This window comes from Desulfofundulus sp. JL263-se (genome assembly GCF_056316025.1).
In genome coordinates, this window is record NZ_CM149993.1 from 476834 (window position 1) to 502951 (window position 26118).

The window sequence follows — 26118 nt, forward strand, 5'->3', positions numbered from 1 at the left end:
ATCTACAAGCTGTCGAACCCTTTGAAGTTTGGCCTTTACAATTTCATATACCATTTTAAAGGTAACCACCGAGTCCCTTTGGGGATAGGGGCTAGTAGGCTGGCAACAGCAGGGTTAACCCGATAGATATGGTATCTCCATTTGAATACCAAATGGATGATAAAATATCTATTTGGGTACCTGGCAGGTTCCGATTTAGCAGGCCTAAGGCCGGGTACACTAATACGGCTATGGCTGCTAAACGAAAGCCGCTTCCGCGGTTTTTTGAGGAAAATTTCGCAGATAATGGTCTCTTTATAAGAGAACACTGGCAAGCGAAAATTTCCTCAAAAGGGTATGTCTTTGCCACTGGCAAACTCAGGGGAAACCGGCATGCCTCCCGTACTGGAAAGGAGCCTTTTTAAGATAATCACAGGCGCCCTTTTCAGGGTGCCTATTTATATTTTTAAGAAAGGGGATAAATATATGGATAAAGGGGAATTGAAAAAAAAGCTGGAGGAATTGGCCAGGGACGGCCGCATTAGTTGCACTTCCGCCCGCAAGCTGGCACAAGATTGTGGGATTTCTGTACGGGAAGTGGGTAGACTTTGTGATGAATTGAAAATAAAGATCCACAGCTGTGAGTTGGGGTGTTTTTGATGACGGAACTGTTTCAGGCACGTACGGTGGGCGAGGCCCGGGAAATAGTTGCCGGCCACTTAAAGCCGCAGCGGGGCACCAGGGTGGTTCCTCTGCTTGAGTCCCTGGGCCTGCGCCTGGCGGCAGATGTTCTTGCCAAAGAGGATGTCCCCGGCTTTGACCGCTCCACCATGGACGGGTTTGCGGTGCGGGCCGGGGATACCTTTGGCGCATCGGAAAGCTTGCCCGCTTATCTCGATGTAACCGGGGAAATTTTTATGGGAAAAGACGTCGGGGGGAGTTTGGAAGCCGGGCAGGCCTGGAAAATCCCCACCGGGGGCATGCTCCCTGCCGGCGCGGATGCCGTGGTTATGGTGGAATATACGGAGCCCCTGGACGAAAAAACCATTGGTGTCACCAGGCCGGTGGGACCCGGGGAAAATGTGGTCCGCCGGGGGGAGGATGTAAGAAAGGGGGATACGGTTCTACCTGCCGGGCATATTATCCGCCCCCAGGACCTGGGCATACTTTCGGCGGTGGGGGTGTCGGAAGTAGAAGTGGTGCCCCCGGCCCGGGTGGGTATTTTGTCTACCGGAGACGAGGTGGTTCCCGTGGAGGCAACTCCCGGTCCGGGGCAGGTGCGGGATATTAATTCCTATACCCTTTACGGGCAGGTGCGGGCCTGCGGGGGAGAGCCGGTACTGTACGGGATCGTGCGGGACGATTTCGGGGAGCTAAAGGACCGGCTGGAGAAGGCGCTGCAGGAATGCGACCTGGTTATCCTTTCCGGGGGGAGCTCGGTGGGGACCCGGGACGTTACCGCAAAGGTGATTGAGGCGCTGGGCCGGCCGGGAGTTTTATTCCACGGCATTTCCATCAAGCCGGGCAAGCCCACGGTGGGCGCCGTGGTGGATAACAAGCCAGTTTTCGGCCTGCCCGGGCACCCGGTTTCGGCAATGGTTGTTTTCCAGCTGCTGGTTGCCCCGCTGGTGCGCTTTGGGGAGTACCGCCGGGATCCCCTTGAATTTGCGGTGCGGGCAAAAATTACCCGCAATATGCGCTCTTCAGCGGGAAGGGAAGATTATATAAGGGTGCAGCTCAGGGAGGGTGACGGGGGAGAGCTCTTGGCCGACCCCATTCTGGGCAAGTCCGGCCTCATTGCCACAATGGTGAAGGCCCACGGCTTGGCCAAAATCCCCGCCGAAAAGGAAGGCGTGGAGGCCGGAGAGTGCGTGGAAGTAAAACTGTTTTAAACGATTTTTATACCGGTTTCAAGGTATCTGGGATATGGCTTTTTTAAGACAGGATCAACAGGATTTGCAGGATGCAATGTATCTCAAGCCTATAAGTTTCATCAACAAATGCAATCAATTTATCCTGTTAATCCTGTCTATATTAAAAATTAATTTTGACAAGATTTACATAATTTAGGATTAATAGGGTTGACTGGAATATGAATAATTTATTATTCTGTTAGTTATTCATTCTGTTAATGCTGCCTGAATTTGTTTTGGATATACTGAAAAAATAAACTTGAGTTAGCCGAAGAATAAGCTTAAAGAGGAGGAAGTAACTTATATGAAGCGGGATATTTACCTGGAGGACAAGCCCCTGGAGGAGGCCCTGGAGGGTTACCTGAAATACCTGGAAGAAAAGGGGGCGCTGGAGCCCGGGGAGCCGGAAACCATTCCTACGGAAGATGCCGTGGGGCGGGTGACGGCGGCACCCGTCTATGCCCAAAATTCATCCCCCCATTACCATGCTGCGGCCATGGACGGGGTGGCGGTCAGGGCCGCGGACACCTTTGGCGCCTCCGAGGCCGAGCCCAAACAGCTGCGGCTGGGGGAGGGGACAAAGATGGTGGATACCGGGGACCCCCTGCCCGAAGGGTGCGACGCGGTGATAATGATTGAAGATGTCCATTTCGTAAGTGAAGATACCTTTGAAATAACATCTGCCGCCGTTCCCTGGCAGCATGTGCGGGTCATTGGTGAGGACGTGGTGGCCACAGAGATGATTTTGCCGGCCAACCACCGCCTGCGCCCGGTGGACATTGGAGGGGTGCTGGCGGGGGGCATTACCGAGATCAAGGTTCACCCCAGGCCGAAGGTGGCCCTGCTGCCCACCGGCACGGAGCTGGTACAGCCCGGGGAAAAATTAAAGCCCGGTGACATTGTGGAATACAATACCAGGGTGCTGGGCCCCATGCTGGCCGAGTGGGGGGCCGAGCCGGTAAGGTGGGATATAACGGTTGATAAATACGAAATTCTGAAAGAAAGGCTTTTGCAGGCTCTGGACCAGTCGGATGTGGTATTGATAAATGCCGGTTCCTCCGCCGGGCGGGAGGACTTTACGGCGGAGTTAATCGGGGAACTGGGCACCGTGCTCACCCACGGGGTGGCCATTAAGCCGGGCAAGCCGGTGGTGCTGGGCGAAATAAAGGGGAAACCGGTAATAGGCATACCCGGCTATCCCGTTTCGGCAGTACTGGCGGTCCAGTTGTTTGTAAAGCCCGTGATTTACCGGAAGCTGGTTTCCACCCCGCCGGAGCCGCAAAGGGTTTCGGTGGTGATTTCTCGCAAGATAGTATCTTCCATGGGCACTGAAGAATTTGTGCGGGTGAAGCTGGGACAGGTGGGGGACAAAATTGTGGCCACGCCCGTTTCCCGGGGAGCCGGGGTTATAATGTCCATGGTGCGGGCGGACGGTATGCTCAGGATACCCAGGCTTTCCGAGGGCTATAACGCCGGGGATACTGTGGATGTGGAATTGCTGCGTCCCCTGGCCGAGGTGCGGGAAACCACCGTAGCAATCGGCAGCCACGACATAGCTCTGGACGTGCTGGCCAATTTTTTGCGGCAGAAATACCCCGAGGCTACCCTTTCCTCCGCCCACGTGGGCAGTCTTGGCGGCCTTACCGCTTTGAGGAGGAAGGAGGCTCACCTGGCGGGCACCCATCTCCTGGATGAAGAGACCGGTGAATATAACATTTCTTATATCGAGCGTCTGCTGCCGGGGCAGCCCGTGGTGCTGGTAAACCTGGTATACAGGCAGCAGGGACTCATTGTAGCCAGGGGAAATCCTAAAAACATAAAGGGTGTGGGGGACCTTATACGGGATGACGTCAGTTACATAAACCGGCAGCGGGGGGCGGGCACGCGCATTCTGCTGGACTTTAAATTAAAGGAGAACAACATAAATCCCGCTGATATCCGGGGATACGAAAGGGAAGAATATACTCACATGGCGGTGGCGGCCGCCGTGGCCTCCGGCTCCGCCGACGCCGGGATGGGTATACTGGCCGCCGCCAGGGCCCTGGACCTGGACTTTATCCCGGTGGTAGAGGAGCGCTATGACCTGTGTATTCCCGTCGAGTTTTATAACACCTCCTATATCCAGCGCCTGCTGGATGTGATGCAAATGCCCGAATTCCGAAGGGAAGTGGAGAGCCTGGGCGGGTATGACCTCAGGGACTGCGGAAAAATTATCTGGAGAAAGACCTAGGTTACCCGCTCCGGCCAGGTGTAAACGTTCATGCGGTTGCCCCGCATGAACCCTACCACCGTAACCCGCAGCTGGCGGGCCAATTCCAGTGCCAGGTGGGTGGGCGCTGAGCGGGAGGCCACCAGGGGAATGCCCATGCGAGCCACTTTGAGTAATATTTCGGAAGATACCCTCCCCGTAAAAACCAGCAGCTTGTCGTTCCGGGGAATATCGTTGAGAATACTATACCCGAATATCTTGTCCACCGCATTATGTCGGCCCACGTCTTCGAAGAAGCAAATTATTTTACCGGGCGAACAGAGAGCGGCCCCGTGGGCTCCCCCGGTCCGGCGGAAAAGCTCGCCCTTCTCTTCCAGCTGTCGGCCCAGGGAATGCAGCTCCCGGGCCGGAATTGTTATTTCCCCCGTAACGGGCTTTATGTTTTCAACGTCATTGGAGAAGTAAAAGGAAGCCCTTCCCCGGCCGCAGCAGGAAGCAATGGAGCGCTTCAAAAATCCCCGGGGCGGCGGCGTGGAAGTTTCGGCCCAGATAAGGCCGTCGTTATGATTTACGGCCAAGCCCAAAAGTTCTTCCCTGCGGGAGATAAACCCCTCGGCGCAGAGGAATCCCGCGGCCAGTTCCCGCAGGTGCACCGGGGAACAGAGCAGGGTGACCACCTCTTCGTCATTGACGTGAAGGGTGTAGGCTTTTTCTTCTGTGACTACGTCGCTTGTTTCCCGGCGGCTGCCGTTTTCTATTTTTAGGATATTAATTTCCTTAATTGGGTCCATTTTTTACCTCCGCTTAATTTAAGATGTTTTTATAATTTTAGCAGTAATTGAAAACCGGTACAAAGGAAAGAGAGGTGCATTTCAATGTACAGGGTCGGTATAGTTACCATGAGCGACAAGGGTTCCCGGGGTGAGCGGGAGGATAAAAGCGCCCTGGCAATCCGTGAAATAGTGGAGCAGATGCAGTGGGAGGTGGTTGCCTACCGGGTTATCCCGGATGATTTGGAAACCATAAAGGAAACCCTGATTGAATATTGTGACCGGGAAAAGCTGGACCTGGTACTGACCACCGGCGGTACCGGCCTGGGGCCCAGGGACAATACTCCCGAGGCCACCCTGGCGGTGATTGAGCGGGAAGTTCCCGGCCTGGCCGAAGTAATGCGCCTGGAAAGTTTAAAAAAGACGCCCCGGGCTATGTTAAGCCGGGCCGTGGCGGGTATCCGGCACCGGACCCTGATAATAAATCTTCCCGGGAGCCCCAAAGGGGCCAAAGAGTGTCTGGAAGCAATCATTCCCGCCCTGCCCCATGGCCTGGAAATAATGACCGGTCGGGGAGGAGAATGCGCCAGGTAAAAAATTTTGGGAATAATAGTATAAAAAGGGGAATAAGGTGGGAAAATATTGCTAGAAATTTGGAAGTAAATATGTGGGATGGAATAAGAAAGATATAGAAGGAGAAATTGAGAGCCGTACTTAAACATTTTTTCTTATTAAGCCAAAACGGCCTAAAATGTTTTTAAAAGCCGTTTGCTTTTTATTTGTCTCCTTCCTATATTATATTACGTAGGTATTAGCACTCAGCTTAAATGAGTGCTAACAATAATAATCTAAACAAAGGAGGGTATAACATGATTAGACCTTTGGGCGACAGGGTAGTAGTTAAGCCCATTCCTGCCGAAGAAAAGACCAAGAGTGGTATTGTTCTTCCGGAAACCGCCAAGGAAAAGCCGCAGGAAGGCGAAGTTGTTGCAGTGGGTTCCGGCCGTTTGCTGGATAATGGCCAGCGTGTGCCCATTGATGTTAAGGTTGGAGATAGAATTTTATATTCCAAATATGCCGGTAACGAAGTAAAAATTGACGATGAGGAATATCTGATCCTGCGTGAAATGGATATTCTTGGTGTAATTGAGAAATAAAAAATAAAAGGGGGTAAGAAAAATGGCAGGTAAAGAAATTATCTTCCGCGAGCAAGCACGCAGTGCTTTACAAAGAGGTATAAATGCCCTGGCCGAAGCAGTAAAGGTTACCTTGGGACCCAAAGGGCGTAATGTTGTTTTAGAGAAAAAGTTCGGTTCTCCCACTATCACCAATGACGGGGTAACCATTGCCCGTGAAATAGAGCTGGATGATCCCTTTGAGAACATGGGCGCCCAGCTGGTAAAAGAGGTTGCCACCAAGACCAACGATGTGGCCGGTGATGGTACAACCACCGCAACCATCCTGGCCCAGGCTATTGTGCGGGAAGGTTCCAAGAATGTTGCTGCCGGCGCCAACCCCATGATTATGAAGCGGGGTATTGAAAAGGCAGTAGAAAAGGCCGTTGAAGCCATCAAAGAAAAGGCCGTACAAGTGGAAAGCAAGGAAGCCATTGCCCAGGTGGCGTCCATTTCAGCCAACGATAAGTCCATTGGTGACCTGATTGCAGATGCCATGGAGAAGGTTGGCAAAGACGGCGTTATAACCGTGGAAGAGTCCAAGGGTATGGGCACCACCCTGGAAGTTGTAGAAGGTATGAATTTCGACCGCGGTTATATTTCTCCTTATATGATTACTGACACCGACAAAATGGAAGCGGAACTGGAAGACCCCTATATATTGATTACCGACAAGAAAGTTTCCAGTGTCCAGGATATCCTTCCGATTTTGGAGAAGGTCGTACAAGCCGGCAAGCCTATGCTTTTGATTGCTGAAGATGTGGAAGGTGAAGCCCTTGCCACTCTGGTGCTTAACAAGCTGCGCGGCACCTTCACCTGTGTGGCTGTTAAGGCTCCGGGCTTCGGTGACCGCCGTAAGGCCATGCTGCAAGATATCGCCATTCTCACCGGTGGTACCGTAATTAGTGAAGAAGTAGGCCTGAAACTGGATAAGGCCGAAATAGATATGCTCGGCCGCGCCTCCAAGGTTCGGGTCAAGAAGGAAGAGACCATTATTGTGGGCGGCCAGGGTAATCCGGATGAAATCAGTGCCCGGGTGGCCCAGATTAAGAAGCAGATTGAAGAAACCACGTCCGATTTCGACCGTGAAAAACTGCAGGAGCGCCTGGCAAAACTGGCCGGCGGCGTAGCTGTAATCCAGGTGGGTGCTGCCACCGAGACTGAAATGAAGGAGAAGAAGCTGCGTATTGAGGACGCGCTCAATGCTACCAGGGCTGCCGTGGAAGAAGGTATTGTTTCCGGCGGCGGCGTGGCATACGTCCAGGCTATGAAGGCCCTGGATGATTTGGAATATGAAAACATGGATGAAAAGGTAGGTATTGATATTATCCGCCGGGCCCTGGAAGAGCCTCTGCGCCAGATTGCAACCAATGCCGGCATGGAAGGGTCCATAGTGGTTGAGAAGGTGAAGGAACTGGAGTCCGGCATGGGATTCAACGCCCTGACCGGTGAATATGTCAACATGATCGAGGCTGGTATTGTAGATCCCGTCAAGGTAACCCGCTCGGCCCTGCAAAATGCTGCCAGCATTGCCGCCATGATTCTTACCACTGAAACGCTGGTAGCCGAGAAAAAAGAGGAAGAAAAGAATAATACACCGGGAATGGGCGGCGACATGCCAATGATGTAAAAACTGCTTGAGGCAGGAGAAGTCACCCCCGCGCATGAAATGCGGGGGTGGCTTTTTGTGTTTTAACCAAAGTATCTTTTCAGCAGGCCGTCAAGGGCCCGGGCGTGGCGGGCTTCGTCTTTGGCTGCGATTTTCGGGTAGCCTTCCCGCCCTTAAAATGGGAAAAATATATCTTGTGCAATTAAGCTCCCCCGGTGCAAATTGTTGACATCTTTTACCTGATAGTGATAAATTGAGAAGGACTGAAGGGGGTATTAAATTATGCATGAGAGCCTGACGGATTTAATAGGGGCAACGCCCTTATTAAAATTAAAAAAGATTGCAAAGGGGTTACCCGGCCAGGTAGCTGCCAAGCTGGAATACTTTAATCCCGGCGGCAGCGTTAAGGACAGGATTGCCTGGGCCATGATCAGGGATGCCGAGGAAAAAGGACTTCTTAAGCCCCAGAGCGTGATAATCGAGCCCACCAGCGGAAATACCGGCATAGGGCTGGCCATGGTTTGTGCCGTGCGCGGCTACCGCCTTATTCTTACCATGCCCGAGACCATGAGCACGGAAAGGCGCAATCTGCTGCGGGCCTATGGTGCCGAAGTCGTATTGACTCCCGGTGAAAAGGGAATGCGGGGGGCCGTGGAAAAGGCCGGGGAATTGGCAAAGAAACTGCCGGATTCCTTCATTCCCGGCCAGTTTGAAAATGCAGCCAACCCGGAAATACACCGGCAAACCACTGCCAGGGAAATTTGGGAAGATACGGGGGGGCGGGTGGATATATTTGTTGCCGGGGTGGGTACCGGCGGTACCGTTACCGGAGTGGGGAGGTTTTTGAAGGAAAAAAATCCTTCCATACGCGTTGTGGCTGTGGAACCTGCCGCATCGCCCGTTCTTTCCGGAGGGGTACCGGGCCCGCATAAAATCCAGGGAATAGGGGCTGGTTTTATCCCCAAGGTATTGGACACTGAATTGTTGGATGAAATCATCAAGGTTTCGGACTATGCGGCGATGGAAACGGCCCGCCGCCTGGCCAGGGAGGAGGGGCTTTTAGTGGGTATTTCTTCCGGCGCCGCTGTGTGGGCAGCCCTGGAGTTGGCCGGCAGGGAAGAAAACAGGGACAAGCTGATTGTAACGTTGTTACCCGATACGGGGGAGCGCTACCTGTCCACTTCCCTTTTTCAACAGGGGTAAAGTAAAAGGAGATCCAGTAGGCATTAACCGGGAAATGTTATACGGGCGTGATGTACAAAAACCGGTGGTCAATCCCTACCTGGCGGTTTTGCTTGGAGTTGTGGGGGCGGCCTTTTCTTCCATTTTTACCAAGCTGGCTGAGGCACCGCCCCTGGTTATTGCCTTTTACCGCCTGGGGTTTACCGTTTTAATCCTTGCCCCCTTTACTTTTATGGTTGCAGGCGCCCAGCTGCGCCGCATGGGCAGGGCGGATATATTCCTGGCGTGCCTGGCGGGGATTATGCTGGCCCTTCATTTTGCCGTGTGGATTACTTCGCTGAACTATACTTCCGTTGCCAGTTCCACGGTTTTGGTTACCATGCAGCCCCTTTTTGTTATTGCCGGCGGCTATATATTTTACCGGGAGAAGATAAAGCTCCCGGGGCTTTTGGGGGCCGGCCTGGCCATTTTGGGCAGCATTTTGGTGGGCGTCAGCGATTTCCGGGTGGGCGGGCAGGCCCTTTACGGGGATCTCCTGGCCTTTAGCGGCGCCATTTTGGTGGCCGGCTACATGCTCATCGGGCGGGGGCTGAGGAGACGCTTGTCTTTACTGCCTTACATATTTGTGGTTTACGGCATGGCCACCCTGGTTTTGTTTTTATGGGCCCTGGTAATGGGTAATTCTTTTTGGCCTTACCCGGCCTGGACCTGGGTCTGGTTTTTAGCCCTGGCGGTGGTTCCCACCATTTTCGGGCATACAGTATTTAACTGGGCGCTACGTTATGTGAAGGCTGCGGTTGTCTCGGTGAGTATACTGGGGGAACCGGTGGGAGCCACCATAATGGCCTATTTTATTTTTAACCAGGTGCCTACCGTACTGCAGGTAACGGGGGGAATTATTATTATAGCGGGGCTGGCCGTATTCATTTTGTCTTCCGGAGAGGAAAGCTGGTGAAGATGAAAGTTTATATAGAAGAAACCACCGCCGGGTACGTGGGCTTTGCCTGGACGGGACAAGGTGTTGCCGCGGTGACCTTACCCTGTAAACATCCCACTGCTGCCCTGGAGGAACTGGAAAGGTATACCCGGCGGGAGTCCCGCAAGGCCCAAATGGTGAAACCGGAGCCGGGGGAGGCCGCCCACGGGCTGGGGGAGGCATTAAAGGATTATTTTGACGGGGAGTGCCCGGATTTTGCGCGCTTTGCCGTGGATTTTACCCCTTATACACCTTTCCAGGCCCGGGTTTTAAAGGCCGTGCGGCAAATACCCTTCGGGGCGGTAATGTCCTACGGTCAGGTGGCGGCCGCCATAGGCAGGCCCCGGGCCTGCCGGGCCGTGGGCGGGGCACTGAATGCCAACCGGACACTGTACCTGGTACCCTGCCACAGGGTAATTAAAAGTGACGGTTCCCTGGGCGGTTTCGGGTCCGGCACCGGCTGGAAGAAACGGCTCTTGGAATTGGAGGGTTTGGTCACTGGTCAAAAAGTGGCTGAAAGGTTTTCCCGGTGAAAGGGAAAGGGCTGTTGTTTTTCAAAGCTAAATATGATAAAATTAATTGTTGTCAATATTATATTAAGCCGGTGTAGCTCAGCGGTAGAGCAGCGCACTCGTAATGCGCAGGCCGTCGGTTCAAATCCGTCCACCGGCTCCAGAAAATACAGAAATGGCGGGGCTTCCGGGGTTGGAAGTTCCCGCCATTCGCCTTTCAGGGGGCCAATTTGAGAAAAATTTGAGAAAATAATCTTGTCACCTGTCGTACATGACGCACTTTTGAAACATAGTCTTGCCGTGTTATAATAACCTTGTAGCGCATAAGGCATTAATCCTTTCGGGCATTCCCCAACTTTTCGGCCAGGGCGGTTTCTATCTTCCTGGCCGCTTCTTTTTGTGCATCGACTGCCAGGTGAGCATAGATGTCAGCCGTAATGCCTATGCCGGAGTGCCCCAACCTCTCACTGATTGTCTTCAGGTTCTCGTTCATCTTTAACAAAATACTGGCGTGGCTATGCCGCAGGGTATGAAATGATGCGTTCAACCCCACCAGCCTTGCCAGCTTCCTGAACCTCGACCCGAAAGTGGCGTTGTTTATAGGCCTGCCGTCTTCCCAGCAGCATACCAAATCGCTGTCGTGGTACTTCTCCCCGTAAGCCAGTCTATTCTTTTTCTGCTGTAGCTTGTGCTTCTTCAATAGCTCCACCAGGATTCTCGGTACATCAATGCTCCTTCCTTTCTTGTTTTTAGGCTTGCCGTAGGTTATCTCGTAAGTAATGTTATCCCCAAAACCTTCCCTGCTTACCTTCTGCGCCTGCACCACGGTAATCACGCCCCTCTCCAGGTCAACGTCCTTCCACCGCAAGCCGAGCACTTCTCCCAGGCGCATCCCTGTGGAAATAGCTATATACGTCGGCACGTAAAGGTAAGTACCTTCCAGGGCATTGACCAGCCTCTCAATCTCCTGCTCGTCCAGCGGGGTTACTTCGGTTGCTGCTTTCTTCGGCGGGTCAACGGCATCCGCCACGTTCCTGTACGCCACTTCCCACTTGACCGCGTGGCTCAGCGCCTCGCGTATAATGGTGTGTATCTTCCGCACGTAGTTAGGTGAAAGTCCCCTCGGCTTGGTTTTCTTGTTGTCCTTCCGCCCTTCCCGCAGTAACTTGCTGTACAGGTCCCGCAAATGCACTGGACGCAATTTCGCCAGCGGGATATGCCCCAGCTCCGGCTTTACGTGGCTGTTGATAATGTACGTGTAATCATAAAGCGTCCTCTCTGAAAGATTGCTCCTGCCGTAGTCTTCCAGCCACCTGTCAAGGAATTCCCCGAAAGTAATTTTCTCCGGGTTGATGTCAATGCCCTTATCCAGCTGGCTGATTAGCTCGGTTAGACGCCTCTCGGCGTCTTTCTTTTTGCCCCTCACGGTTTCCTGGTACTTGTCGTACTTGCCTTTCTTGGGGTTCCACCCAAGGCTTATAGTAATCCGCCAGCTGTTCTTCCCCTGCTTCCTTATACTACCTCTCACCGCACTACCACCCCCTGTAGAAAATTATAGCACGGCCTTTGGATAATAGACAAAGTTTATTGCGAAATGTGACGTCACATATTGCATTGATATACATAGTGTGCTATAATAGAGTCAAACAACAAAGGAGGTATTCCCAGTGTTGCAACGTACCCAGCTAAGCACCGTCATTCACGCAGGGCTGGCAGCCAAGCTACGCAAAATGTCCGAGGAGACCGGCAAAAGCCAGCGGGAAATAATCGAGGAGGCGTTATCCAAGTACATGGACTACGCCGGCGTTCACTCCACCGGCATAGAAGAATTCCTGTCCGAGCAGAAACCGGGCGAGTACAAAGCCAGCGAGCTTTATTCCAGCTACGTAACGTGGTGCGCGAAAAAAGACATACCGCACGTCACGCACACCGCGTTCGGCAAAGAACTGCGAAGGCTCGGTATCAGAAAAGAAAAGAAAAGCGGCGGATGGTATTGCTATTACTTAGAATAAGGAGGTGCAAACCGTGGACTACCGAAAGCTACTTCTCCAGTTTATCGCATCTCTTACGCTATGTGACCACATGGGAGATGTCGAAGGAGACATTGCGAAAGTATTAAGGGAAATGGGTCTGACATTTGAGTAGGACGACTTAGACGAGCTACGGAGAAAGTTAGGCAAGATGGGCGTCACAACACTATATGGGACGAAAATCCTGGATTAATGGGAGGAGATGATATATTGTTATCGGTTGGAAAAAGTAAGCTGTCCGTTAGTATTCCCGTAGAACTCCACGCGCAGCTACAATCTGCATCCAAGTGCACCAAACAAACAATAAGTGAGCTGGTTACGGAAGCAGTAAGCCTATACCTCGGTTGCTTTGAGTTCGTAGACGATGATGACTACGATGAAATTATGTACCCATCCACCTATCACATCACCGACGCGAGAATTACAAGCAAATACGTATCAAAGTTCTTATCCGAACAGCAAATACCAGCATTGATAAAGGCCGGTGAATTGTATAGGATATTCATGTCGTGGTTAGCGGACAACCACAGCGGTATTGTTATAACGCAAACAGCGTTCGGGCGTGCACTGAACAGGCTGGGTATAAGAAAACATAGAAAAAGAGATGGCCTGTACTACATCATGCCAGGAGGTCGTAAGTAATGCCCCGACAGTTCAACATTATGCTCTCTGACGAGCTATACGAAGAAGTACGCAAAGCAAGCTCAAACACCGGTAAAACCCAGCGGGGAATAGTTGAAGAAGCCCTCGCCAACTGGCTCAATGTAAATGTTTACGGTAACGTAGACAAAAACGTCCAGCGGTTTATCAAAGGAACGCCGCCCGGCACGTACCGCGCCAGCGATTTGTACCGGGACTATGAATTGTGGTGCAAAGTCGTTTGCGCCCAGCCGGTCAGCCAGCAGAGGTTTGGCAGGGACCTTGGCAAACTCGGCATAGCAAAGCGCCGTGATGAAAAAGGGTTCTGTTATGTTATTCCACCGCGCAAACACTAAACCCACTCCATCGAAAGGAGTGGGTATTTTTGTTTGGTGTGTATGGATTGAGCCGCCGGCTGTAGGAAAAACTAGCTATATCCTACAACACGCTCGTTTTTCATGTAGCTTATGTAGGTTTTGGGGCTTCTATTGCATGAAACCACTAGCTCGACGTTAAGAAATCGTACATTTCACGTATGATTTTCAAAGATATTTTGGTTAGAATGTATACAATTTGCATGTTCTCAAAACCGGCTATATACATGCCGATTTTCTAGTTTTTGTCATTTTTAACACTACGAGTGTTAAAAATGGGTGTAGGGTGTACTCACGATGTATGCTACGGACTATACACAGTTACGTAGCTTAAACCCTTGGTATCATTGGTCTAGGATGCTTTTATATCCAAGTGTCAGACCATGCACCATTAAATTTATTTTTATGGCACTATATCTATATACTATTTTCTAGTTCTTATTATACCCCATTGTGGAAAATACATACGTAAGTATACACAAACCCTTGATATTACTGGGCTAAAGTATACACTTTTTGGTGTATTGTAGTTAGATTCGCTTTCCGTCCAGTCACGGTACGGGTTTCAGCGTTCTCGTACTGTCTACTTAGGAGTGTTAATGACGCTTGTGTCTGTATTTCTGCTTGAGGCTCATACCCCACAGTACCCCATAGGGGTTTTAATTTTTGTTGGTTGCGCGGATGAAACTTCTCCCCCACCGCACCACACCCGCGCGTGCCGGCCAGGAGGTACGTACCCCCGTACCCCTGGTAAAGGTAAAGGCAAAGGTAAAGGCCCTCTGCACGTGCAACTGGCTACCTGCTGGTTGCTGCTACCGGCCAAAACGCTGGCTTTCAACGGAGGGAGGGGGAGCCGGCGCTTTAACGCGCTAAAACACTAACGCGGTGAAGATTTAAACATTGAAAGTTTAGGATGTCCATATATACGAATGACCGAATGTCTGAATATACGAATGTCTGAATAAACGAATATCCGAATGTTTGAATATTTTAATAACCGAATGTCTGAATACCCGAATATTCATATATTCGGATGTTTTGTTCTACTTTTTGGCCAGTCGACCGCTTTCCTGCTTACTGGCCGCTGGCCACTGGCCACTACTTATATCCGAATATTTGAATATTCGACTTTAACGAATGAGGCGCATAACACGTTGTGTAACAGTGCAGATTGTGATATAATTATGGTGACGGGGGAAAATTCCTCAAAATTAAAAATCGTATGGATGGAGGCTGATAGAGTGGTTAGGGTGTTTAGCACTAAGGGCTTTTATACGTTGCCTGTCAGAGGCCAATTATTCAGAGTCGGCCCATGGACAGGAAAGGCGCTATTGGTTACCACGTGGTTCGTTGTCATGGGTAATGTGCAGGATAGCAGGAAAATTGATACAGGGAGGCTGGTATAATGGCTGCTGATATTCAAGGGCTTATTTCGGCATTGCAGGCGGTCAAACCAGATCCCGAATTATTGAAGCGTCGGGAGCAGCTGGCCAGGAAAATCTCGCATTGTGAGAAAGTCCTGGACAAATGGCGTAGGGAGTATGCCGAGGTTGATAAGCAAATTCGCGAGGTTGAAAGGACCATGCAGCAGATTGAAAAGATGCTTGCGTCAGCTGCAGCCAAAGCTGGGATTGACCCTAGCTTATACGGAATTAGTCCAGCGCCCGCCCGCAAGTCAAACGGTAATGGCAATGGCAAGAAGAATGGTAACGGCAAGAAAATGGTTGTTAGTGTTTTGCGTAGCCCTGACGAGGACGCGGTCATATACGACAAGTTAAGTAATGCACTTTGGTACAACACCAAAGGCATGGGCGGGGGTGCTCAGGACGGGCGGTGGAGAGTAAAAGAACTCGAGGAATACGCGAAAGCTAACGGCATAGATATTTACAGCCCTCCTTGGGAGTTAGAACTACCTAACGGTATTGTGTTCTATGGTGAAATGGTGGAACAGGATTAATTCCTGTTCTACCTTCTTTTATTTTTGATGCCTTTTACTGGAAGGAGTTGGAAGGCGTGAAAAGAAGGGTCAAGCAAGAGCGGTTCGTCCGCAGGAAGAAAATTACATTTCCTGCGGACATCATGGACAGGCGCAAAAACCCGGCGTACCGGGCGGGCCGGGTTGTAACGTACAACCTCAAGGACAGCTTCGTTGTCTATCCTCCGTCGGCCTCCAGGCCATAACGGATAGACGTTACCGCGAAACCGCAGGCCATAACGGACAGACATTCGTGCCTGCGGTCGCCCGCAAACCGGTCGCCCGTCGCGGGCCTGATGAGCAGGGGCGACCAAAACCAAAAATTGGAAGGAGAGAATGCCCATGCAAGAGCATGAAGAAGTCCTTGTGCGTTACCCAATGCTGGTGGCCCACATGATTTGCGAAAGCCTGGGCTACTTCACGCCTAGAAGGGCGGCTGACACTCTCCTGGCATACAAGAAGGGGGAGCCTTTCTGGTGTGAGTGGTACTGCCACATGGCGGACCTGCGGATTCGTTATGGTCGTACCAAGGAGGACGTCAAGAAGGTCTTGGTGGATGTAGGCCGCGACGTTATTCGCTGGGCCTTTCACCGCCGCCACTATCACAAAGGCCCTATGGCCGATTATAGGCACGCGAAGTACATCGTGGCCAGGGCCATAGCGGGCCATCACCCCGAATTTGCAAGCTGGTTCTAATATCTGCCTCCATCCAAACCGCCCGGTGGTCGGGGCGGGTAAGAAATACCGGCCACACCGGTTGACTAAACAATTGAAAAGACGTGCTATGAAAAGTCAATAGGCTAAAGCAAAAAGATCTTTGACAATCACATAGGGTCCTGGTCACTCTTTACTGCCGGGTGGGGACCATTGATAATTCGGGTCATACGGTCGGTTATCTTTCCAGAGAGAGTAAATTAAATGCACAAGTCGTCTGGCAACTGCTCCGGTAGCAACGCTTGAATGCTTTCCCTGGCTGCGTTTTAACTCATAATAGGCCCTCAATTCCGGGTTAAAGCGGCGGGCTGAAACAGCGGCCAACCACAGACTGTTTCTCAACACAGGTGAACCGCGTTTAGACATGCGGTTGCGAGTGCCTTCAAACAGCCCTGATGCCCTTACTGAAGCATCTAAACCGGCATAGGCCACGAGAGTCCGGGCGTTGGGGAAGCGTGTAATATCGTCTACTTCTCCGATGATTGCAGCAGCTAGTACAGGACCGATACCAGGGATAGTTTCAATAACGTGGCGGTATGGAGTATCTTCGCTGGGGCGAAGCTCCTCCATAACCTCATTGATTGCATCCTCGATAACCTTTATCTGCTCCTCAATGAACTCAATTTGCTCAACCAGCAGGCGCAGCTGGAGCGTGAAAGCGTCCAGAGCCAGGGTAATGCCGAAGGTGCCTTTAGCCAGAGACTGAATCTTTCTAGCTCTTTCTTTACCGAGGCGGCCGCGGGAATGTTCTTTCAAGAAAGCGGATAACTCTGAAAGATCCATTTCGGTCAGAGCTTCCGGTTCGGGGCAAGATTTAAGCAGTTCTCTGGAAGTCCGGATAAAGACATCTGAGAAACAGCCGGGGTATTCTGGAAAGATCCGGTCGAGGATGCCCAGCACCCTGTTTTTAAGCCCACCGACCTGGCGAACGAACTCAAAACGGAGTCGAGAGAGTGTCTGCAATTTGAGAACCGTTTCGGAAGCAAGCTTTAGTTTAGGAGCACGTCCTAATCGCAGCAAGTCAGCAAGAAGCAGAGCATCCTTCTGGTCGGTCTTGGTTTTACGCACATAGAGATTACGCAAAGCATCTGACTGGATAGGGTTGATAACATGAAGCTGAAATCCCAGCTCACTGAGGTGGCAGTAGATAGGGAGCCAGTAGTGTCCGGTGGCCTCCAGGCAGAACTTAACGCCGTCAGGCTTGATACCCAGCCTTTCCAATGCCTGCAGAAGCTTATTCAATCCCCTCTGGCTGTTATCCATATGCATCTGCAGGACAACATCGCCAGCGTCATTGACGAAGCACACCTCATGGCGATACTTGGCCACATCAACACCACCGTAAATCATTTTTTGCATCCCCACTTTCACTGAATTCAGGCAGGGTTCCCGCAACCCTTACGAGCCACTCAACCTTGCTCGTAACTCGCGGCATACAGCAAGCTGTATCCACAACGTGCTCATTCGAGTCCTCTCGTATGGGCGGGGCTTCACTCTTTCAATCAGGACAGCTAAAGCTTCCTAAGGAGGGCGATCGAAGCCCCCTGCCTCTACGAGAATATTTATCCGAGTTGCCCCGGGATTCCTATGTGGTTGTCAGGGGTCAAGTCTATTGGCTTTGAGCTGACTAATCTAAACTCTATAGTACAAGGAGGGTTTGTGTATGTCTTGCCTTTACGTACCCAAAAACATGCCTTTACGGGACGCTATTTTGGGAGGGCATTTAACTACGCGCCTCGGGCGTGGCTCCCGCAAGTGGCGCAGGATGACAAAAGAGGAGGATTATATTTACTTCTCATTCTGCCACCGCATTTTGCGGGACGGTGGTGCGGAGGCGAGGCGGTGGTTGGAAGAAGAGGTTGCTAGGCGTGGAATTTGAAAATTTTTCTCTCGCTTTCTGTGATATACTGGGGGAAAAACGGAAAGGAGGTTGTGTTGTGCAGAAGCAGGCTGTTACGCTGTTCCTTCTCGTACCCGCTCCTGGGTATGAGCGGGTAGCACCTGCTGAGAAGCGGATGCTGCCCGATAGGTTTACTGTCTTCTAATATGCTGTTGTAATGCAGAGCAGGCGCATTTGCGCTTGCTCTTTTTGTTTTTGTGGTGTTGCGTAGAAGGCGTTACAATTAAAAATATTACTTGACGTGACGCCACAAAAAGTATATAATGTTAAGTGGAAAGCAAAAACGTAAAACACGGAAGGGAGGAAACCAGATGAACGCGGAGCATCAAGAGTGCCAGGTTGCAACGGAGCACCGGGCTATAACGGAGTACCGCGACACACTTGCCCGGTGGAAGGAGGGCCGTGTGTCATTCGATGCGGTCATGTACGCCGGCGGGAAGGTACTCGGCCTGTTCTACGCGGGGAAAATCCCGCGTGAGCAGCTACCTGCCGGGGAGGACTTCTTCTATGAGGACCGGCAGTTAGCTAGTCGTATAACCGAGGACCTGCGGGAATGCCACGAGGCAGGCACACCCACGCAAGCCCGCCAGGCGTTTGCCAGGGGGTACAGGGAGGGGTACTATGGCCTCCTATGGCGAGTATGACATCTATCCCTGCACCCTGGAGTTTTACGCCCTGGATGTGCTCCGGCTGGAAACCAAGTCCCGCCTGGAGCGCTTCAGGCACTCCCATGAGCGATGGCTTAGGGACTTCACCGAATACCAGACTGCCTATACACGTGCATTTGCGCGGGCCTTGTTTGATTACCTCACCCTCATTTGCTTTGGCGAAATGAGGCACGCATACAGCAAGTGCAGCATCGTCGTCGAGGGCTTCCCGGCATATGGGAGCTCTCGGGGCACTGCCTACGCAATTGCCGCCGAGTACAAGCCCGAAAGTATCCTCGACCGGGCCGTGAATGTCTTTGGCGAGGGCGATTGGGTTAGCGGCTACGGTGGCAGTTCTTGGGCCCGGATTGCAAGGGCCGCGCAGTTGTACAGGCGGGTCCCGGATGCGGTCTTCATAGACCACGCCGTAGACCTCGCCCACAACGGGGGCATCTGCTTCGATAAGATCGAGGCAGGTGTCTTCAAGCTGGATTACCAGAGTACGTATAGGGAGTACTACGCACACTCCTACCAAGAGCTATTGGACGCGAAAGCGTCCATGACTCCTACCGAGTTATTGCTTATGTTCCATAGGCATTGTTCCCTCACGTTCAGGGGTTTTATGGCACGGGCGTCTGTGTTGGGCCTGCTTAGTTTTAGGCCGTTACTCACGCGGCTACCGGAGTGGGTACGCGAGAACAGTGCTGATGCCCTGCTGGACTACGAGCCCGTCCAGTGGGGCGATAAGAAGCTCGGCCAGGTTGTGAGGAACGGGTTTGTTCAGTGCGAGGAGTGCGGTGAGCTAATAGGCGAGGAGTACGCCTATTATTACGAATGCGTTTATTACTGCGAGGATTGTTATAACGAGCGTTTCGCCGAGTGCGCCTCCTGCGGCGAAACGTGTAGTAAAGACAGTATGTATTTGGTAGGAGAGGCGTGGTACTGCGTGCCTTGCTTTGATTCAGAGTTCTTCATTTGTACCACTTGCCTCGATCCAACGCCGCAGGAGGAGATGCACACCATTGGGGTCTTAGGTTACTGCCCCGACTGCTTCATCGAAAAGGGCGCCTACTGCGATGGTTGCGGTGAGGCGTTCTACTGGAACGAGCTGAAGCAGGACAATGCGGGAGACCATTTTTGTGAGGAGTGTTTTGAGAAGTATGGGGAAGAGGAAGAAAAAGATATGGAAAAAAGTGAAGAAAAAGCAAGCTAACAATGGCGGGCACAAACAGCCCGCTAACGATAAAGCAAAGGATAATTCCAAAACCAAGCAGGCAGGATTCACTGTGGTATGGCGGAGGGACTGCCATAAGGACCCGACGGAAATCATTCCGAACTTATTCCTCGGGTCCGGTAGCTCGGCGGAGGACATGGCAGCTCCCCCGCCCGAGGGGTACGGTGTGGATGTCCTGGTGCCTCTGGCCAGCCTGGGCGGGGACATCTGGAAAACCGGCTGGCGGGGCCGCATTCTTTATTGCCCTATCGAGGACTTCCATGCCCTGCCGGAAGATGTCCTCGACATCCATGTGCAGGAGGTCATAAACCTCCTCAACGAGGGCAAGAAAGTAGGCGTCTTCTGTGTGGGAGGCCACGGGCGGACGGGGTACATGGCCGCCGCTATCCTTGGCCGCTTGTACCCGGACAAAGACCCCATTGCGTTCCTGCGGGAGAAATACTGCAAGGACGCGGTGGAGTCCGAGGAGCAGGTTAAGTCTCTTGCCCGATACTTGGGCAGGGACGACCTGCTCAAGCACAAGGCCACAAAGAAATGGGGCAAGGCCCACTGGGACATATATGACCTCTACGGAGATGATTCCTACTATACTGGCAAGACAGTAAGCAGGTCGTTTAATAGCCTCTGCTTCGATTGCCACTATGGCCTGCCGTTGACGGACGAGGTTGAATGTACGTTAAGCCCGGAGCGGCAGGACAAGATTAAGGGAGGGCCGTGCATTTTCTTCATTCATTACAACGATGCGCACGGGGCATCTCTGTGCCCTGGGTGTGCGCGTTGGAATGGGAGATGTTCATTATTCGATGTCACAAGTCCTGAGGTCATTGATTGTACTGGATATGAGCCTCTTGAAGGGGGTGAGAATGGGCAGGAGCAAAAGTAAGGCGTTTGGTGTTGGTTGTTCAACTAAAAATTAATTTCAAAAGGAGGAGATTCTTTTATGAAAACTTTCGAAAGCCCTCAAACTGGTTCTGTTTACAATATTGCTAACACTGGGGAGGTCTTTGTCTCCTTCCGGGAGATCCAGAAGGGCGTATACCGCGTCCGTATTCAGGGGGATGAGGACGCGCTTGAGGAGATTCGCCAGCTTCTTCCTGCTGATAGGTGGGGCGAGATTAAGGCTGGCGATCACCTCAGCGTGGTTGTCAGTGGTGTTGACCACCTGGCCAACGCGGTGGGTGATGCCGTCCGGGCCGTCACTTTATGGCAACAGGGCGACAACGACAGCGAGTTCGATTACTAGACTATTCCTGCCAGCCGGTTCACGAGGGCGTCCGGCTTACCAAAAGCCCTCTACCAGGCCATAAGCCACAAAATATTTTAAGGAGGGGTTTTTGTGCTGAGTTTGACTGATTTGATTGGTAGGAAGAAGGAACTGAATGACAATGAGAAAGAGAGGGAGATGATTGAGGGTTACAAGGAGGCGTTTATTGTACTTACCGGCACCTGCTCTGTCCTGGCTGACCGGCACAATTCCGTGGTCGTTGCGGGAGCATTGGGAGCACTATTCGCTATGACCGTGAAGGCCATGAATGACACGGACAAAGGCATGACGAGGAGCTTTTTGGAGTGTATGGAGAATGCGCTAGATAATGCAGGCGTCCGTGCTGAACTCAAGTTAAAGGAGGAGCGGTAATCCTGTATGAAGGAGTACCGCTGTCCTCGTTGCAACCGCTTGTTATTTAAGGCCATAAAGATAGCCAATGCTACGATTCAGGTTGCGTGTCCTCGTTGTAAGGCCATCAGCGAGATAACTTTGGGTCGTGGTTAGGCAAGAGGGCCTTCGAGCCCCGGCTTTACGCCGGGGCTTTTTATTTTTCTTTGAGGAGGCATCTTTGTGGTTAAGAAGGAGTGCTTTGAGTGTGGGAATACGTCTTATTCTGCTACTGAAATGGGAAAGTGGGTGCGTCCTTACTGCGGTGCTGACCTGACAGGCGTCAGGGCTGTACCAGCTACCACCCATAACGGAGAACCTCACGACCGGTAGGCCAACCATAACGGAGAACCGTTTGAAGGAGGGCGAGACAATGGGTCTTGATGCTTACGTTCCGGGCACTGACGCTGACTATCGTATTGGTAGTTACGGCTGGTACCACAGCTTCCGCCGTACCGTGTGCAACCACCTGGAGGACGGTGAATGGGGTTCCAGGTACCCGTTATTGATGAACCACTCGGACTGCGACGGTGAGTACAGCCCCGAGGAGTCCGAGAAACTACTCCTTGAGCTTAAAGACATTCGGGAGAAGCTCAAGGACGTAAGATACCCAGCCAATATTTGCAGGGACAGGTATGGGAATGTGGTAGAGGTTCAACCTGGGTACGGTGAGGAAGGCGTTTTCTGCTTCGGTGGTGGTTTTGGTTATGGTGCCCACGAAAACGGGATTGTTGTGCAGGTATCTGTCTACCCTAATTGGGGAAAGCGTGCCCGTGAGTTACAGGAGTTCGTTGACAGGCACCTGGACTTCTTTACTCCGTTTACCAAGGTGCTTTATCTGAGCCCTGGCAACAAATATTATGTTGCTTATTTCGACAGGTTGGAGTTTGTCAGGAGGAATGAGGAGAAGTTCTGGCGCGGTGTAAATGCCACCGGCACGCTCGACTTCCCCAAGGAGTTCAGTCCCCGGTGTTCTTCAAAGACAGTATTAATTGAGAAGGGAACTACTCCTGCACTGGAAGTCTTCGGTAGCGTTATTGACCGGCTTACAATGCTGGCCTCGGCCAGCATTCAGGCCAAACAACCCATTATCTTTTGCTAAGGGCGGCGGTTCACCGCCGCCCAGTCATAACGGATAAGCGTTTCCAAAGGAGGTACAAAAAGTGGGTTTATATTCAGGTGCGTTGTTCCGGCTTGGTAACCTCTACGCTACGCCTGGTGCTGCAGAGGCAATATCAGACGCCGGGCAGACACCGTTCGAGTTTCTAAAGCGGCACCTGTCCGGCGACTGGGGAGAGCTTTGTAATGAAGACAAGGAGCTTAATAACCAGGCTCTGAAGCACGGCGGCAGGTTACTCAGCGCATACAAAACCAGGAAGGGCGTAAAGCTCTGGGTCATAACGGAGAGCGACCGCTCGGCAACCACGATTTTATTGCCGGACGAGTATTGACATTGTGTACGCTATGTACTATTTCTTAATGTGACAGTATATTACGCGACATCAGGAGGTGATTATTCCATGTCTGCAGAGCTATATAAAGTTCGGGAGGCCGCAGAGCTGCTCAACATTGGACGCACTACTCTATATGACTACATCCGCGCTGGTAAGGTAAAGACGGTGCGCTTCGGGCGTGCTATACGTATTAGCAGGGATGAATTGGATCGCCTGAAACGTGACGGTGTGGCTTAGGGCATTCTACCGGACCCGGTAAAATAACAGAAAGGAGTTGAATAGGGCCTCCAGATGCCGCCGTCTCGCCGGGTTCGGCTTCTTTAATATTGCAATAAAGAGCCCCGACAGATAATTGTCGGGGTTCGTTGTGGTTTTATCTATTTTCGTTTGCGCGTTTCCACCAGCCGTTGCCCAACTCATCGTCATTTGCGTTGGGCCACCCGGCAATTAGCCGGTGAATGCTGGCGGTTATTGCGTCTTCCGGGATTCCTTTGCTACGTGCCCGCACTATCAGCTGTTGTATTTTTGCTTCATCGCTGGCAACGCCTTTTCGTTCCAGTGGCGTAGTTTCAATTCGCTGGACTGTACCGAGGATTTCAATGTCAGAGGACATGGTAATACTGTCTTCTACGGGGGTGAGAGGTCGTAATGTTACACTGTCTCCTTCAGGTACGTAGAAGCGTAGCTCAAGTGTTTTGTTTCTCTTGACGAGAACCATTTCGTTAGGCATAGGCTTTTGCCTGCTGTTGACGAGTGCGGTAGCACTGGGGAAGACGGAATCGTTAAGCTCCACCACGTAAGCTGTATCTACAGGCTCATTTTCCATAACGTAGACATATCCTTGCGGGTCGTTCTTGTTTGCTATTGGGACTTTTTTCATGGGCAAGTAGTTACGTTCTTGTTGCGCTATGCGTATGTCGTACTCGAGCCGCTGAATGGTACGGGCAAGCATGGTTGCCTTTTCACTTAGCTCTATCCGCTTTTCATTGCTTATGAGAGAGTCGCTTATTTCGTTCAACACGCGCTCGTACTCTGTGCGTGCCTTCTCTAATTCTTCTCGTATTTTCTCCAGGCTTTCATTCGTCCTGTCAAAATAGTTTTCTGGTACGTTAAACAGGTGACATAACCTGCGCAGATTGTTCCTGTCAGGGTATCTTTTTCCCAACTTCCACATACGCACGGTGCTGTCGCTGACACCCAGCTTATGAGCTATCTCTTTTACGGGTATATTGCGCTTCTCTATTAGCCTAGACAGCTTTTGCGAGAAGCTGCTTTGGTGTTCTTTTTTCATTTCTCTTAGTTTCCTCCTTTGTAAATCGTCACTTGACGTGTCATTTCAGACTGTGCTATAATGATACGTGAAGGGGGGAGATGACAATGACAAAACCGAAACGACACAAATTGATTGAGTTACGCCGTCAACTCGGTAAATCTCAGGACCAAATGGCAAGGTACGTTGGTATCAGTGTTTCCCACTGGCGACAGATAGAAACAGGTTATAGAACCCCGTCACTTGACCTCGCTGCGAAGATAGCTCGCAAGCTAGGCAGGACGGTTGACGAGCTTTTTATTGTAGATGAGGCCAGTGATTGTAAGTAACTGTAAACATTATATCATAACGTTGCTTAACGTGTCAACACTGTATGTAAGAGGCGGTGTTGGTGTTTGAGTCAGGACATCCTTGTTCTTAGCAATTACCAGCAGGCGGGAGTTGAGTTTTTGGTTAGCAGGAGGCGGGCTATCCTGGCTGACGATATGGGCTTGGGGAAGACCGCTACTGCTATTAGGGCGTGCAATCAAGTGAATGCCTCCAGTGTCTTGGTGGTTACCAAAAAGTCCTTAATCACCAACTGGTTGGCTGAAATAGATAGGTGGAACACACGCCCGCAAATCAATTGGGACGTTACCAACTACGAGCAGGTAGTATTCCACCCTGAACGCTACCCGGTGTCTCGTTACGACGTCCTTATAGTGGATGAGGCCGCTTCAATTCGTAACCGCAAGTCGAAGCGCTCGAAGGCTATTCGCAAATTAGCCCGGGGAATTCCATATGTATGGCTTTTAACCGGTACCCCGGTAGTAAATGGCCCCTGGGATTTGTGGGCGCTGCTTAACGCTATAGATCACAAGAAATACTCCAGCTTTTGGCGGTTCGTTAACCGCCACGTAATAACTGCAAGTAACGGTTGGGGTACTGAGTTCATAGGCACCAGGGATGAGCGTGCCCTGGCTAGGGAATTAGCACCTGTAATGCTCAGGCGCACCAAGGAAGTGCTCAATTTACCTCCGCTCAGCTTTGAGGATGTTTACATATCCTTAAACAGTCGCCAGAAGCGCATTTACGACAAGCTGAGGAAAGAGTTTATAGCCGAAGTAGGGGACAATGTAGTGGTAGCCCCGTCCGTAGTCGCGCTTCTCACCAGGTTGCGGCAGGTGGTCTGCTCACCTGCCCTGCTGGGCGGTGATGATACAAGCACGAAGACTGACGCACTTACGGAACTGCTTGAAGACTTGACACCAGCGCACAAGGTACTCGTATTCTCAGCCTTCGCAGAGTACGTGAAGTTGCTCCTCCCCAAACTATCCGCGTACAATCCCACCTATATAATAGGAAGTCTTTCCACCAAGCAACGTAACCAGGCAGTAGAAAAATTCAATAACGATAACAGCTGTCGCGTGTTAATCGGTACCATTGGCGCAATGGGTGAGGGGCTTAACCTTTACGCGGCGGATGTGGTTATTTTTGCTGACCAGGAGTGGGTACCGGCGGCCAACGAGCAGGCGTGGAGCAGGGCATACAGGCGTGGCCAGACAAAGCCGGTGCACGTCATCAAGTTAATTGCGAAGAACACCGTGGAGCAGTATGTCCAGCGCAAGCTGGACGAGAAGGCAAGTCGCATTGAGGTAATTGAGTACGCCGTTAAGAGCGTGCTTGAGGAAGAAAGGAGGTGTGGTACTTGAGGCATGGGTTTCTGAACGCTGATCCATTTGCCCCGTGGAATGACCCCCTGTATAGGGATGACCCGTTTATGCCGTGGAACGACCCTCTGTACAGAGATGATCCCACGGCGCCCTGGAACAATCCTGTTGCTGACAGGAGAGAGTATGAGAGTTGGAAGCGCAGTCAAGGGAAGGTTGCCAGTGAATTACCGGATTGGATATAAGGGGGAAT

34 protein-coding genes and 1 tRNA gene are annotated in these 26118 nt (G+C 51.6%); 31 read left to right on the forward strand and 4 right to left on the reverse strand.

The window, feature by feature from the left end; translation table 11 throughout:
• The first annotated feature begins 465 nt into the window (after positions 1 to 465).
• The 3 genes from ACX4JR_RS02360 (at position 466) to ACX4JR_RS02370 (ending at position 4122) form a co-directional block, all read left to right on the forward strand.
• Positions 466 to 639: a hypothetical protein gene (locus ACX4JR_RS02360; protein WP_476059455.1), complete on the forward strand. Its 174-nt coding sequence runs from the start codon at positions 466 to 468 to the stop codon at positions 637 to 639.
• Complete coding sequence (locus ACX4JR_RS02365) at positions 639 to 1871, forward strand: molybdopterin molybdotransferase MoeA (RefSeq protein WP_476059456.1); 1233 nt, start codon at positions 639 to 641, stop codon at positions 1869 to 1871. The genes ACX4JR_RS02360 and ACX4JR_RS02365 overlap by 1 nt, the downstream gene beginning before the upstream one ends.
• Before the next feature lie 325 nt (positions 1872 to 2196).
• On the forward strand, positions 2197 to 4122 hold the full coding sequence (locus ACX4JR_RS02370; protein ID WP_476059457.1) for a molybdopterin biosynthesis protein: 1926 nt from the start codon (positions 2197 to 2199) through the stop codon (positions 4120 to 4122).
• On the opposite strand, the gene fdhD is transcribed toward ACX4JR_RS02370, so the two are convergent.
• Positions 4119 to 4892: a formate dehydrogenase accessory sulfurtransferase FdhD gene (fdhD, locus tag ACX4JR_RS02375; protein WP_476059458.1), complete on the reverse strand. Its 774-nt coding sequence runs from the start codon at positions 4890 to 4892 to the stop codon at positions 4119 to 4121. The two genes, ACX4JR_RS02370 and fdhD, sit on opposite strands and share 4 nt — an antisense overlap.
• 84 nt (positions 4893 to 4976) lie before the next feature.
• Between fdhD and mog the strand changes: the two genes are divergently transcribed.
• From mog to ACX4JR_RS02410, 7 genes are all read left to right on the forward strand, one after another.
• The gene (gene mog / locus ACX4JR_RS02380; RefSeq protein ID WP_476059459.1) at positions 4977 to 5465 is read left to right on the forward strand and encodes a molybdopterin adenylyltransferase; all 489 of its coding nucleotides are present in this window, start codon (positions 4977 to 4979) and stop codon (positions 5463 to 5465) included.
• Between the two features lie 275 nt (positions 5466 to 5740).
• The gene (groES, locus tag ACX4JR_RS02385) at positions 5741 to 6028 is read left to right on the forward strand and encodes a co-chaperone GroES (protein ID WP_476059460.1); all 288 of its coding nucleotides are present in this window, start codon (positions 5741 to 5743) and stop codon (positions 6026 to 6028) included.
• A 22-nt stretch (positions 6029 to 6050) separates the two neighbouring features.
• Positions 6051 to 7676 carry a chaperonin GroEL gene (groL, locus tag ACX4JR_RS02390; RefSeq protein ID WP_476059461.1) on the forward strand — a complete coding sequence of 542 codons (1626 nt, stop codon included), beginning with the start codon at positions 6051 to 6053 and terminating at the stop codon, positions 7674 to 7676.
• Positions 7677 to 7937: 261 nt separating this feature from the next.
• The gene (gene cysK / locus ACX4JR_RS02395; RefSeq protein ID WP_476059462.1) at positions 7938 to 8858 is read left to right on the forward strand and encodes a cysteine synthase A; all 921 of its coding nucleotides are present in this window, start codon (positions 7938 to 7940) and stop codon (positions 8856 to 8858) included.
• A gap of 34 nt (positions 8859 to 8892) precedes the next feature.
• Complete coding sequence (locus ACX4JR_RS02400) at positions 8893 to 9792, forward strand: DMT family transporter (protein ID WP_476059463.1); 900 nt, start codon at positions 8893 to 8895, stop codon at positions 9790 to 9792.
• 2 nt (positions 9793 to 9794) lie between these two features.
• Entirely contained in the window at positions 9795 to 10346 is a 552-nt protein-coding gene (locus ACX4JR_RS02405) for a methylated-DNA--[protein]-cysteine S-methyltransferase (protein ID WP_476060455.1), read from the forward strand.
• Between the two features lie 67 nt (positions 10347 to 10413).
• Positions 10414 to 10488, forward strand: a tRNA-Thr gene (locus ACX4JR_RS02410).
• 168 nt (positions 10489 to 10656) lie between these two features.
• Here ACX4JR_RS02410 and ACX4JR_RS02415 read toward each other — a convergent pair.
• The gene (locus ACX4JR_RS02415) at positions 10657 to 11853 is read right to left on the reverse strand and encodes a tyrosine-type recombinase/integrase (protein WP_476059464.1); all 1197 of its coding nucleotides are present in this window, start codon (positions 11851 to 11853) and stop codon (positions 10657 to 10659) included.
• Between the two features lie 139 nt (positions 11854 to 11992).
• On the opposite strand from ACX4JR_RS02415, the gene ACX4JR_RS02420 reads away from it, so the two are divergent.
• The 7 genes from ACX4JR_RS02420 to ACX4JR_RS02450 all read left to right on the forward strand — a co-directional run bounded on the left by ACX4JR_RS02420 (position 11993) and on the right by ACX4JR_RS02450 (position 16039).
• Positions 11993 to 12337, forward strand: coding sequence for a hypothetical protein (locus ACX4JR_RS02420; RefSeq protein WP_476059465.1), 345 nt, complete (start codon positions 11993 to 11995; stop codon positions 12335 to 12337).
• A 228-nt stretch (positions 12338 to 12565) separates the two neighbouring features.
• Entirely contained in the window at positions 12566 to 12997 is a 432-nt protein-coding gene (locus ACX4JR_RS02425) for a hypothetical protein (protein ID WP_476059466.1), read from the forward strand.
• A complete protein-coding gene (locus ACX4JR_RS02430; RefSeq protein ID WP_476059467.1) occupies positions 12997 to 13350 on the forward strand; it encodes a hypothetical protein in 354 nt (117 codons plus the stop codon). The genes ACX4JR_RS02425 and ACX4JR_RS02430 overlap by 1 nt, the downstream gene beginning before the upstream one ends.
• 684 nt (positions 13351 to 14034) lie before the next feature.
• A complete protein-coding gene (locus ACX4JR_RS02435; protein ID WP_476059468.1) occupies positions 14035 to 14241 on the forward strand; it encodes a hypothetical protein in 207 nt (68 codons plus the stop codon).
• 532 nt (positions 14242 to 14773) lie between these two features.
• Entirely contained in the window at positions 14774 to 15325 is a 552-nt protein-coding gene (locus ACX4JR_RS02440; RefSeq protein ID WP_476059469.1) for a hypothetical protein, read from the forward strand.
• A gap of 56 nt (positions 15326 to 15381) precedes the next feature.
• Complete coding sequence (locus tag ACX4JR_RS02445; protein WP_476059470.1) at positions 15382 to 15549, forward strand: hypothetical protein; 168 nt, start codon at positions 15382 to 15384, stop codon at positions 15547 to 15549.
• Between the two features lie 130 nt (positions 15550 to 15679).
• Positions 15680 to 16039 (forward strand): hypothetical protein, encoded by a 360-nt coding sequence (locus ACX4JR_RS02450; RefSeq protein WP_476059471.1) that lies wholly within the window; start codon positions 15680 to 15682, stop codon positions 16037 to 16039.
• A 144-nt stretch (positions 16040 to 16183) separates the two neighbouring features.
• On the opposite strand, the gene ACX4JR_RS02455 is transcribed toward ACX4JR_RS02450, so the two are convergent.
• Positions 16184 to 17407 carry an IS110 family RNA-guided transposase gene (locus ACX4JR_RS02455; protein ID WP_476059472.1) on the reverse strand — a complete coding sequence of 408 codons (1224 nt, stop codon included), beginning with the start codon at positions 17405 to 17407 and terminating at the stop codon, positions 16184 to 16186.
• Between the two features lie 313 nt (positions 17408 to 17720).
• Here ACX4JR_RS02455 and ACX4JR_RS02460 point away from each other — a divergent pair, with 313 nt between their 5' ends.
• From ACX4JR_RS02460 to ACX4JR_RS02510, 11 genes are all read left to right on the forward strand, one after another.
• Positions 17721 to 17936, forward strand: a complete 216-nt coding sequence (locus ACX4JR_RS02460) for a hypothetical protein (RefSeq protein ID WP_476059473.1) — start codon at positions 17721 to 17723, stop codon at positions 17934 to 17936.
• Positions 17937 to 18268: 332 nt separating this feature from the next.
• Entirely contained in the window at positions 18269 to 18601 is a 333-nt protein-coding gene (locus tag ACX4JR_RS02465) for a hypothetical protein (RefSeq protein ID WP_476059474.1), read from the forward strand.
• Positions 18579 to 19817, forward strand: a complete 1239-nt coding sequence (locus ACX4JR_RS02470; protein WP_476059475.1) for a hypothetical protein — start codon at positions 18579 to 18581, stop codon at positions 19815 to 19817. Before ACX4JR_RS02465 ends, ACX4JR_RS02470 begins: the two co-directional genes overlap by 23 nt.
• On the forward strand, positions 19726 to 20721 hold the full coding sequence (locus ACX4JR_RS02475) for a protein-tyrosine phosphatase family protein (RefSeq protein WP_476059476.1): 996 nt from the start codon (positions 19726 to 19728) through the stop codon (positions 20719 to 20721). The genes ACX4JR_RS02470 and ACX4JR_RS02475 overlap by 92 nt, the downstream gene beginning before the upstream one ends.
• A gap of 57 nt (positions 20722 to 20778) precedes the next feature.
• On the forward strand, positions 20779 to 21081 hold the full coding sequence (locus tag ACX4JR_RS02480) for a hypothetical protein (protein WP_476059477.1): 303 nt from the start codon (positions 20779 to 20781) through the stop codon (positions 21079 to 21081).
• A gap of 93 nt (positions 21082 to 21174) precedes the next feature.
• Entirely contained in the window at positions 21175 to 21474 is a 300-nt protein-coding gene (locus ACX4JR_RS02485) for a hypothetical protein (RefSeq protein ID WP_476059478.1), read from the forward strand.
• Positions 21475 to 21480: 6 nt separating this feature from the next.
• A complete protein-coding gene (locus ACX4JR_RS02490; protein WP_476059479.1) occupies positions 21481 to 21609 on the forward strand; it encodes a Com family DNA-binding transcriptional regulator in 129 nt (42 codons plus the stop codon).
• 66 nt (positions 21610 to 21675) lie between these two features.
• Complete coding sequence (locus ACX4JR_RS02495; RefSeq protein ID WP_476059480.1) at positions 21676 to 21825, forward strand: hypothetical protein; 150 nt, start codon at positions 21676 to 21678, stop codon at positions 21823 to 21825.
• Positions 21826 to 21865: 40 nt separating this feature from the next.
• Positions 21866 to 22594, forward strand: a complete 729-nt coding sequence (locus tag ACX4JR_RS02500) for an Imm70 family immunity protein (protein ID WP_476059481.1) — start codon at positions 21866 to 21868, stop codon at positions 22592 to 22594.
• A 61-nt stretch (positions 22595 to 22655) separates the two neighbouring features.
• The gene (locus ACX4JR_RS02505; RefSeq protein WP_476059482.1) at positions 22656 to 22943 is read left to right on the forward strand and encodes a hypothetical protein; all 288 of its coding nucleotides are present in this window, start codon (positions 22656 to 22658) and stop codon (positions 22941 to 22943) included.
• Between the two features lie 69 nt (positions 22944 to 23012).
• Positions 23013 to 23183 (forward strand): helix-turn-helix domain-containing protein, encoded by a 171-nt coding sequence (locus tag ACX4JR_RS02510; protein ID WP_476059483.1) that lies wholly within the window; start codon positions 23013 to 23015, stop codon positions 23181 to 23183.
• 136 nt (positions 23184 to 23319) lie between these two features.
• Here ACX4JR_RS02510 and ACX4JR_RS02515 read toward each other — a convergent pair whose 3' ends face one another.
• Positions 23320 to 24237: a helix-turn-helix domain-containing protein gene (locus ACX4JR_RS02515; RefSeq protein WP_476059484.1), complete on the reverse strand. Its 918-nt coding sequence runs from the start codon at positions 24235 to 24237 to the stop codon at positions 23320 to 23322.
• 86 nt (positions 24238 to 24323) lie between these two features.
• On the opposite strand from ACX4JR_RS02515, the gene ACX4JR_RS02520 reads away from it, so the two are divergent.
• From ACX4JR_RS02520 to ACX4JR_RS02530, 3 genes are all read left to right on the forward strand, one after another.
• A complete protein-coding gene (locus tag ACX4JR_RS02520) occupies positions 24324 to 24545 on the forward strand; it encodes a helix-turn-helix transcriptional regulator (RefSeq protein ID WP_476059485.1) in 222 nt (73 codons plus the stop codon).
• 66 nt (positions 24546 to 24611) lie between these two features.
• On the forward strand, positions 24612 to 25907 hold the full coding sequence (locus ACX4JR_RS02525) for a DEAD/DEAH box helicase (protein WP_476059486.1): 1296 nt from the start codon (positions 24612 to 24614) through the stop codon (positions 25905 to 25907).
• Complete coding sequence (locus tag ACX4JR_RS02530) at positions 25904 to 26110, forward strand: hypothetical protein (RefSeq protein ID WP_476059487.1); 207 nt, start codon at positions 25904 to 25906, stop codon at positions 26108 to 26110. The genes ACX4JR_RS02525 and ACX4JR_RS02530 overlap by 4 nt, the downstream gene beginning before the upstream one ends.
• Positions 26111 to 26118 lie beyond the last annotated feature (8 nt).

Excerpts from the sequence above, each read along its gene's own strand:
- ACX4JR_RS02510 (WP_476059483.1), top strand. The coding sequence starts at position 23,013 with ATGTCTGCAGAGCTATATAAAGTTCGGGAGGCCGCAGAGCTGCTCAAC.
- fdhD (WP_476059458.1), bottom strand. The coding sequence starts at position 4,892 with ATGGACCCAATTAAGGAAATTAATATCCTAAAAATAGAAAACGGCAGC.
- ACX4JR_RS02400 (WP_476059463.1), top strand. The coding sequence starts at position 8,893 with ATGTTATACGGGCGTGATGTACAAAAACCGGTGGTCAATCCCTACCTG.
- mog (WP_476059459.1), top strand. The coding sequence starts at position 4,977 with ATGTACAGGGTCGGTATAGTTACCATGAGCGACAAGGGTTCCCGGGGT.
- ACX4JR_RS02480 (WP_476059477.1), top strand. The coding sequence starts at position 20,779 with ATGAAAACTTTCGAAAGCCCTCAAACTGGTTCTGTTTACAATATTGCT.
- ACX4JR_RS02430 (WP_476059467.1), top strand. The coding sequence starts at position 12,997 with ATGCCCCGACAGTTCAACATTATGCTCTCTGACGAGCTATACGAAGAA.
- ACX4JR_RS02405 (WP_476060455.1), top strand. The coding sequence starts at position 9,795 with ATGAAAGTTTATATAGAAGAAACCACCGCCGGGTACGTGGGCTTTGCC.
- ACX4JR_RS02455 (WP_476059472.1), bottom strand. The coding sequence starts at position 17,407 with ATGATTTACGGTGGTGTTGATGTGGCCAAGTATCGCCATGAGGTGTGC.
- ACX4JR_RS02450 (WP_476059471.1), top strand. The coding sequence starts at position 15,680 with ATGCCCATGCAAGAGCATGAAGAAGTCCTTGTGCGTTACCCAATGCTG.
- ACX4JR_RS02470 (WP_476059475.1), top strand. The coding sequence starts at position 18,579 with ATGGCCTCCTATGGCGAGTATGACATCTATCCCTGCACCCTGGAGTTT.
- ACX4JR_RS02490 (WP_476059479.1), top strand. The coding sequence starts at position 21,481 with ATGAAGGAGTACCGCTGTCCTCGTTGCAACCGCTTGTTATTTAAGGCC.
- groES (WP_476059460.1), top strand. The coding sequence starts at position 5,741 with ATGATTAGACCTTTGGGCGACAGGGTAGTAGTTAAGCCCATTCCTGCC.
- groL (WP_476059461.1), top strand. The coding sequence starts at position 6,051 with ATGGCAGGTAAAGAAATTATCTTCCGCGAGCAAGCACGCAGTGCTTTA.
- ACX4JR_RS02360 (WP_476059455.1), top strand. The coding sequence starts at position 466 with ATGGATAAAGGGGAATTGAAAAAAAAGCTGGAGGAATTGGCCAGGGAC.
- ACX4JR_RS02460 (WP_476059473.1), top strand. The coding sequence starts at position 17,721 with ATGTCTTGCCTTTACGTACCCAAAAACATGCCTTTACGGGACGCTATT.
- ACX4JR_RS02465 (WP_476059474.1), top strand. The coding sequence starts at position 18,269 with ATGAACGCGGAGCATCAAGAGTGCCAGGTTGCAACGGAGCACCGGGCT.
- ACX4JR_RS02515 (WP_476059484.1), bottom strand. The coding sequence starts at position 24,237 with ATGAAAAAAGAACACCAAAGCAGCTTCTCGCAAAAGCTGTCTAGGCTA.
- ACX4JR_RS02365 (WP_476059456.1), top strand. The coding sequence starts at position 639 with ATGACGGAACTGTTTCAGGCACGTACGGTGGGCGAGGCCCGGGAAATA.
- cysK (WP_476059462.1), top strand. The coding sequence starts at position 7,938 with ATGCATGAGAGCCTGACGGATTTAATAGGGGCAACGCCCTTATTAAAA.
- ACX4JR_RS02370 (WP_476059457.1), top strand. The coding sequence starts at position 2,197 with ATGAAGCGGGATATTTACCTGGAGGACAAGCCCCTGGAGGAGGCCCTG.
- ACX4JR_RS02440 (WP_476059469.1), top strand. The coding sequence starts at position 14,774 with ATGGCTGCTGATATTCAAGGGCTTATTTCGGCATTGCAGGCGGTCAAA.
- ACX4JR_RS02475 (WP_476059476.1), top strand. The coding sequence starts at position 19,726 with ATGCGGGAGACCATTTTTGTGAGGAGTGTTTTGAGAAGTATGGGGAAG.
- ACX4JR_RS02500 (WP_476059481.1), top strand. The coding sequence starts at position 21,866 with ATGGGTCTTGATGCTTACGTTCCGGGCACTGACGCTGACTATCGTATT.
- ACX4JR_RS02520 (WP_476059485.1), top strand. The coding sequence starts at position 24,324 with ATGACAAAACCGAAACGACACAAATTGATTGAGTTACGCCGTCAACTC.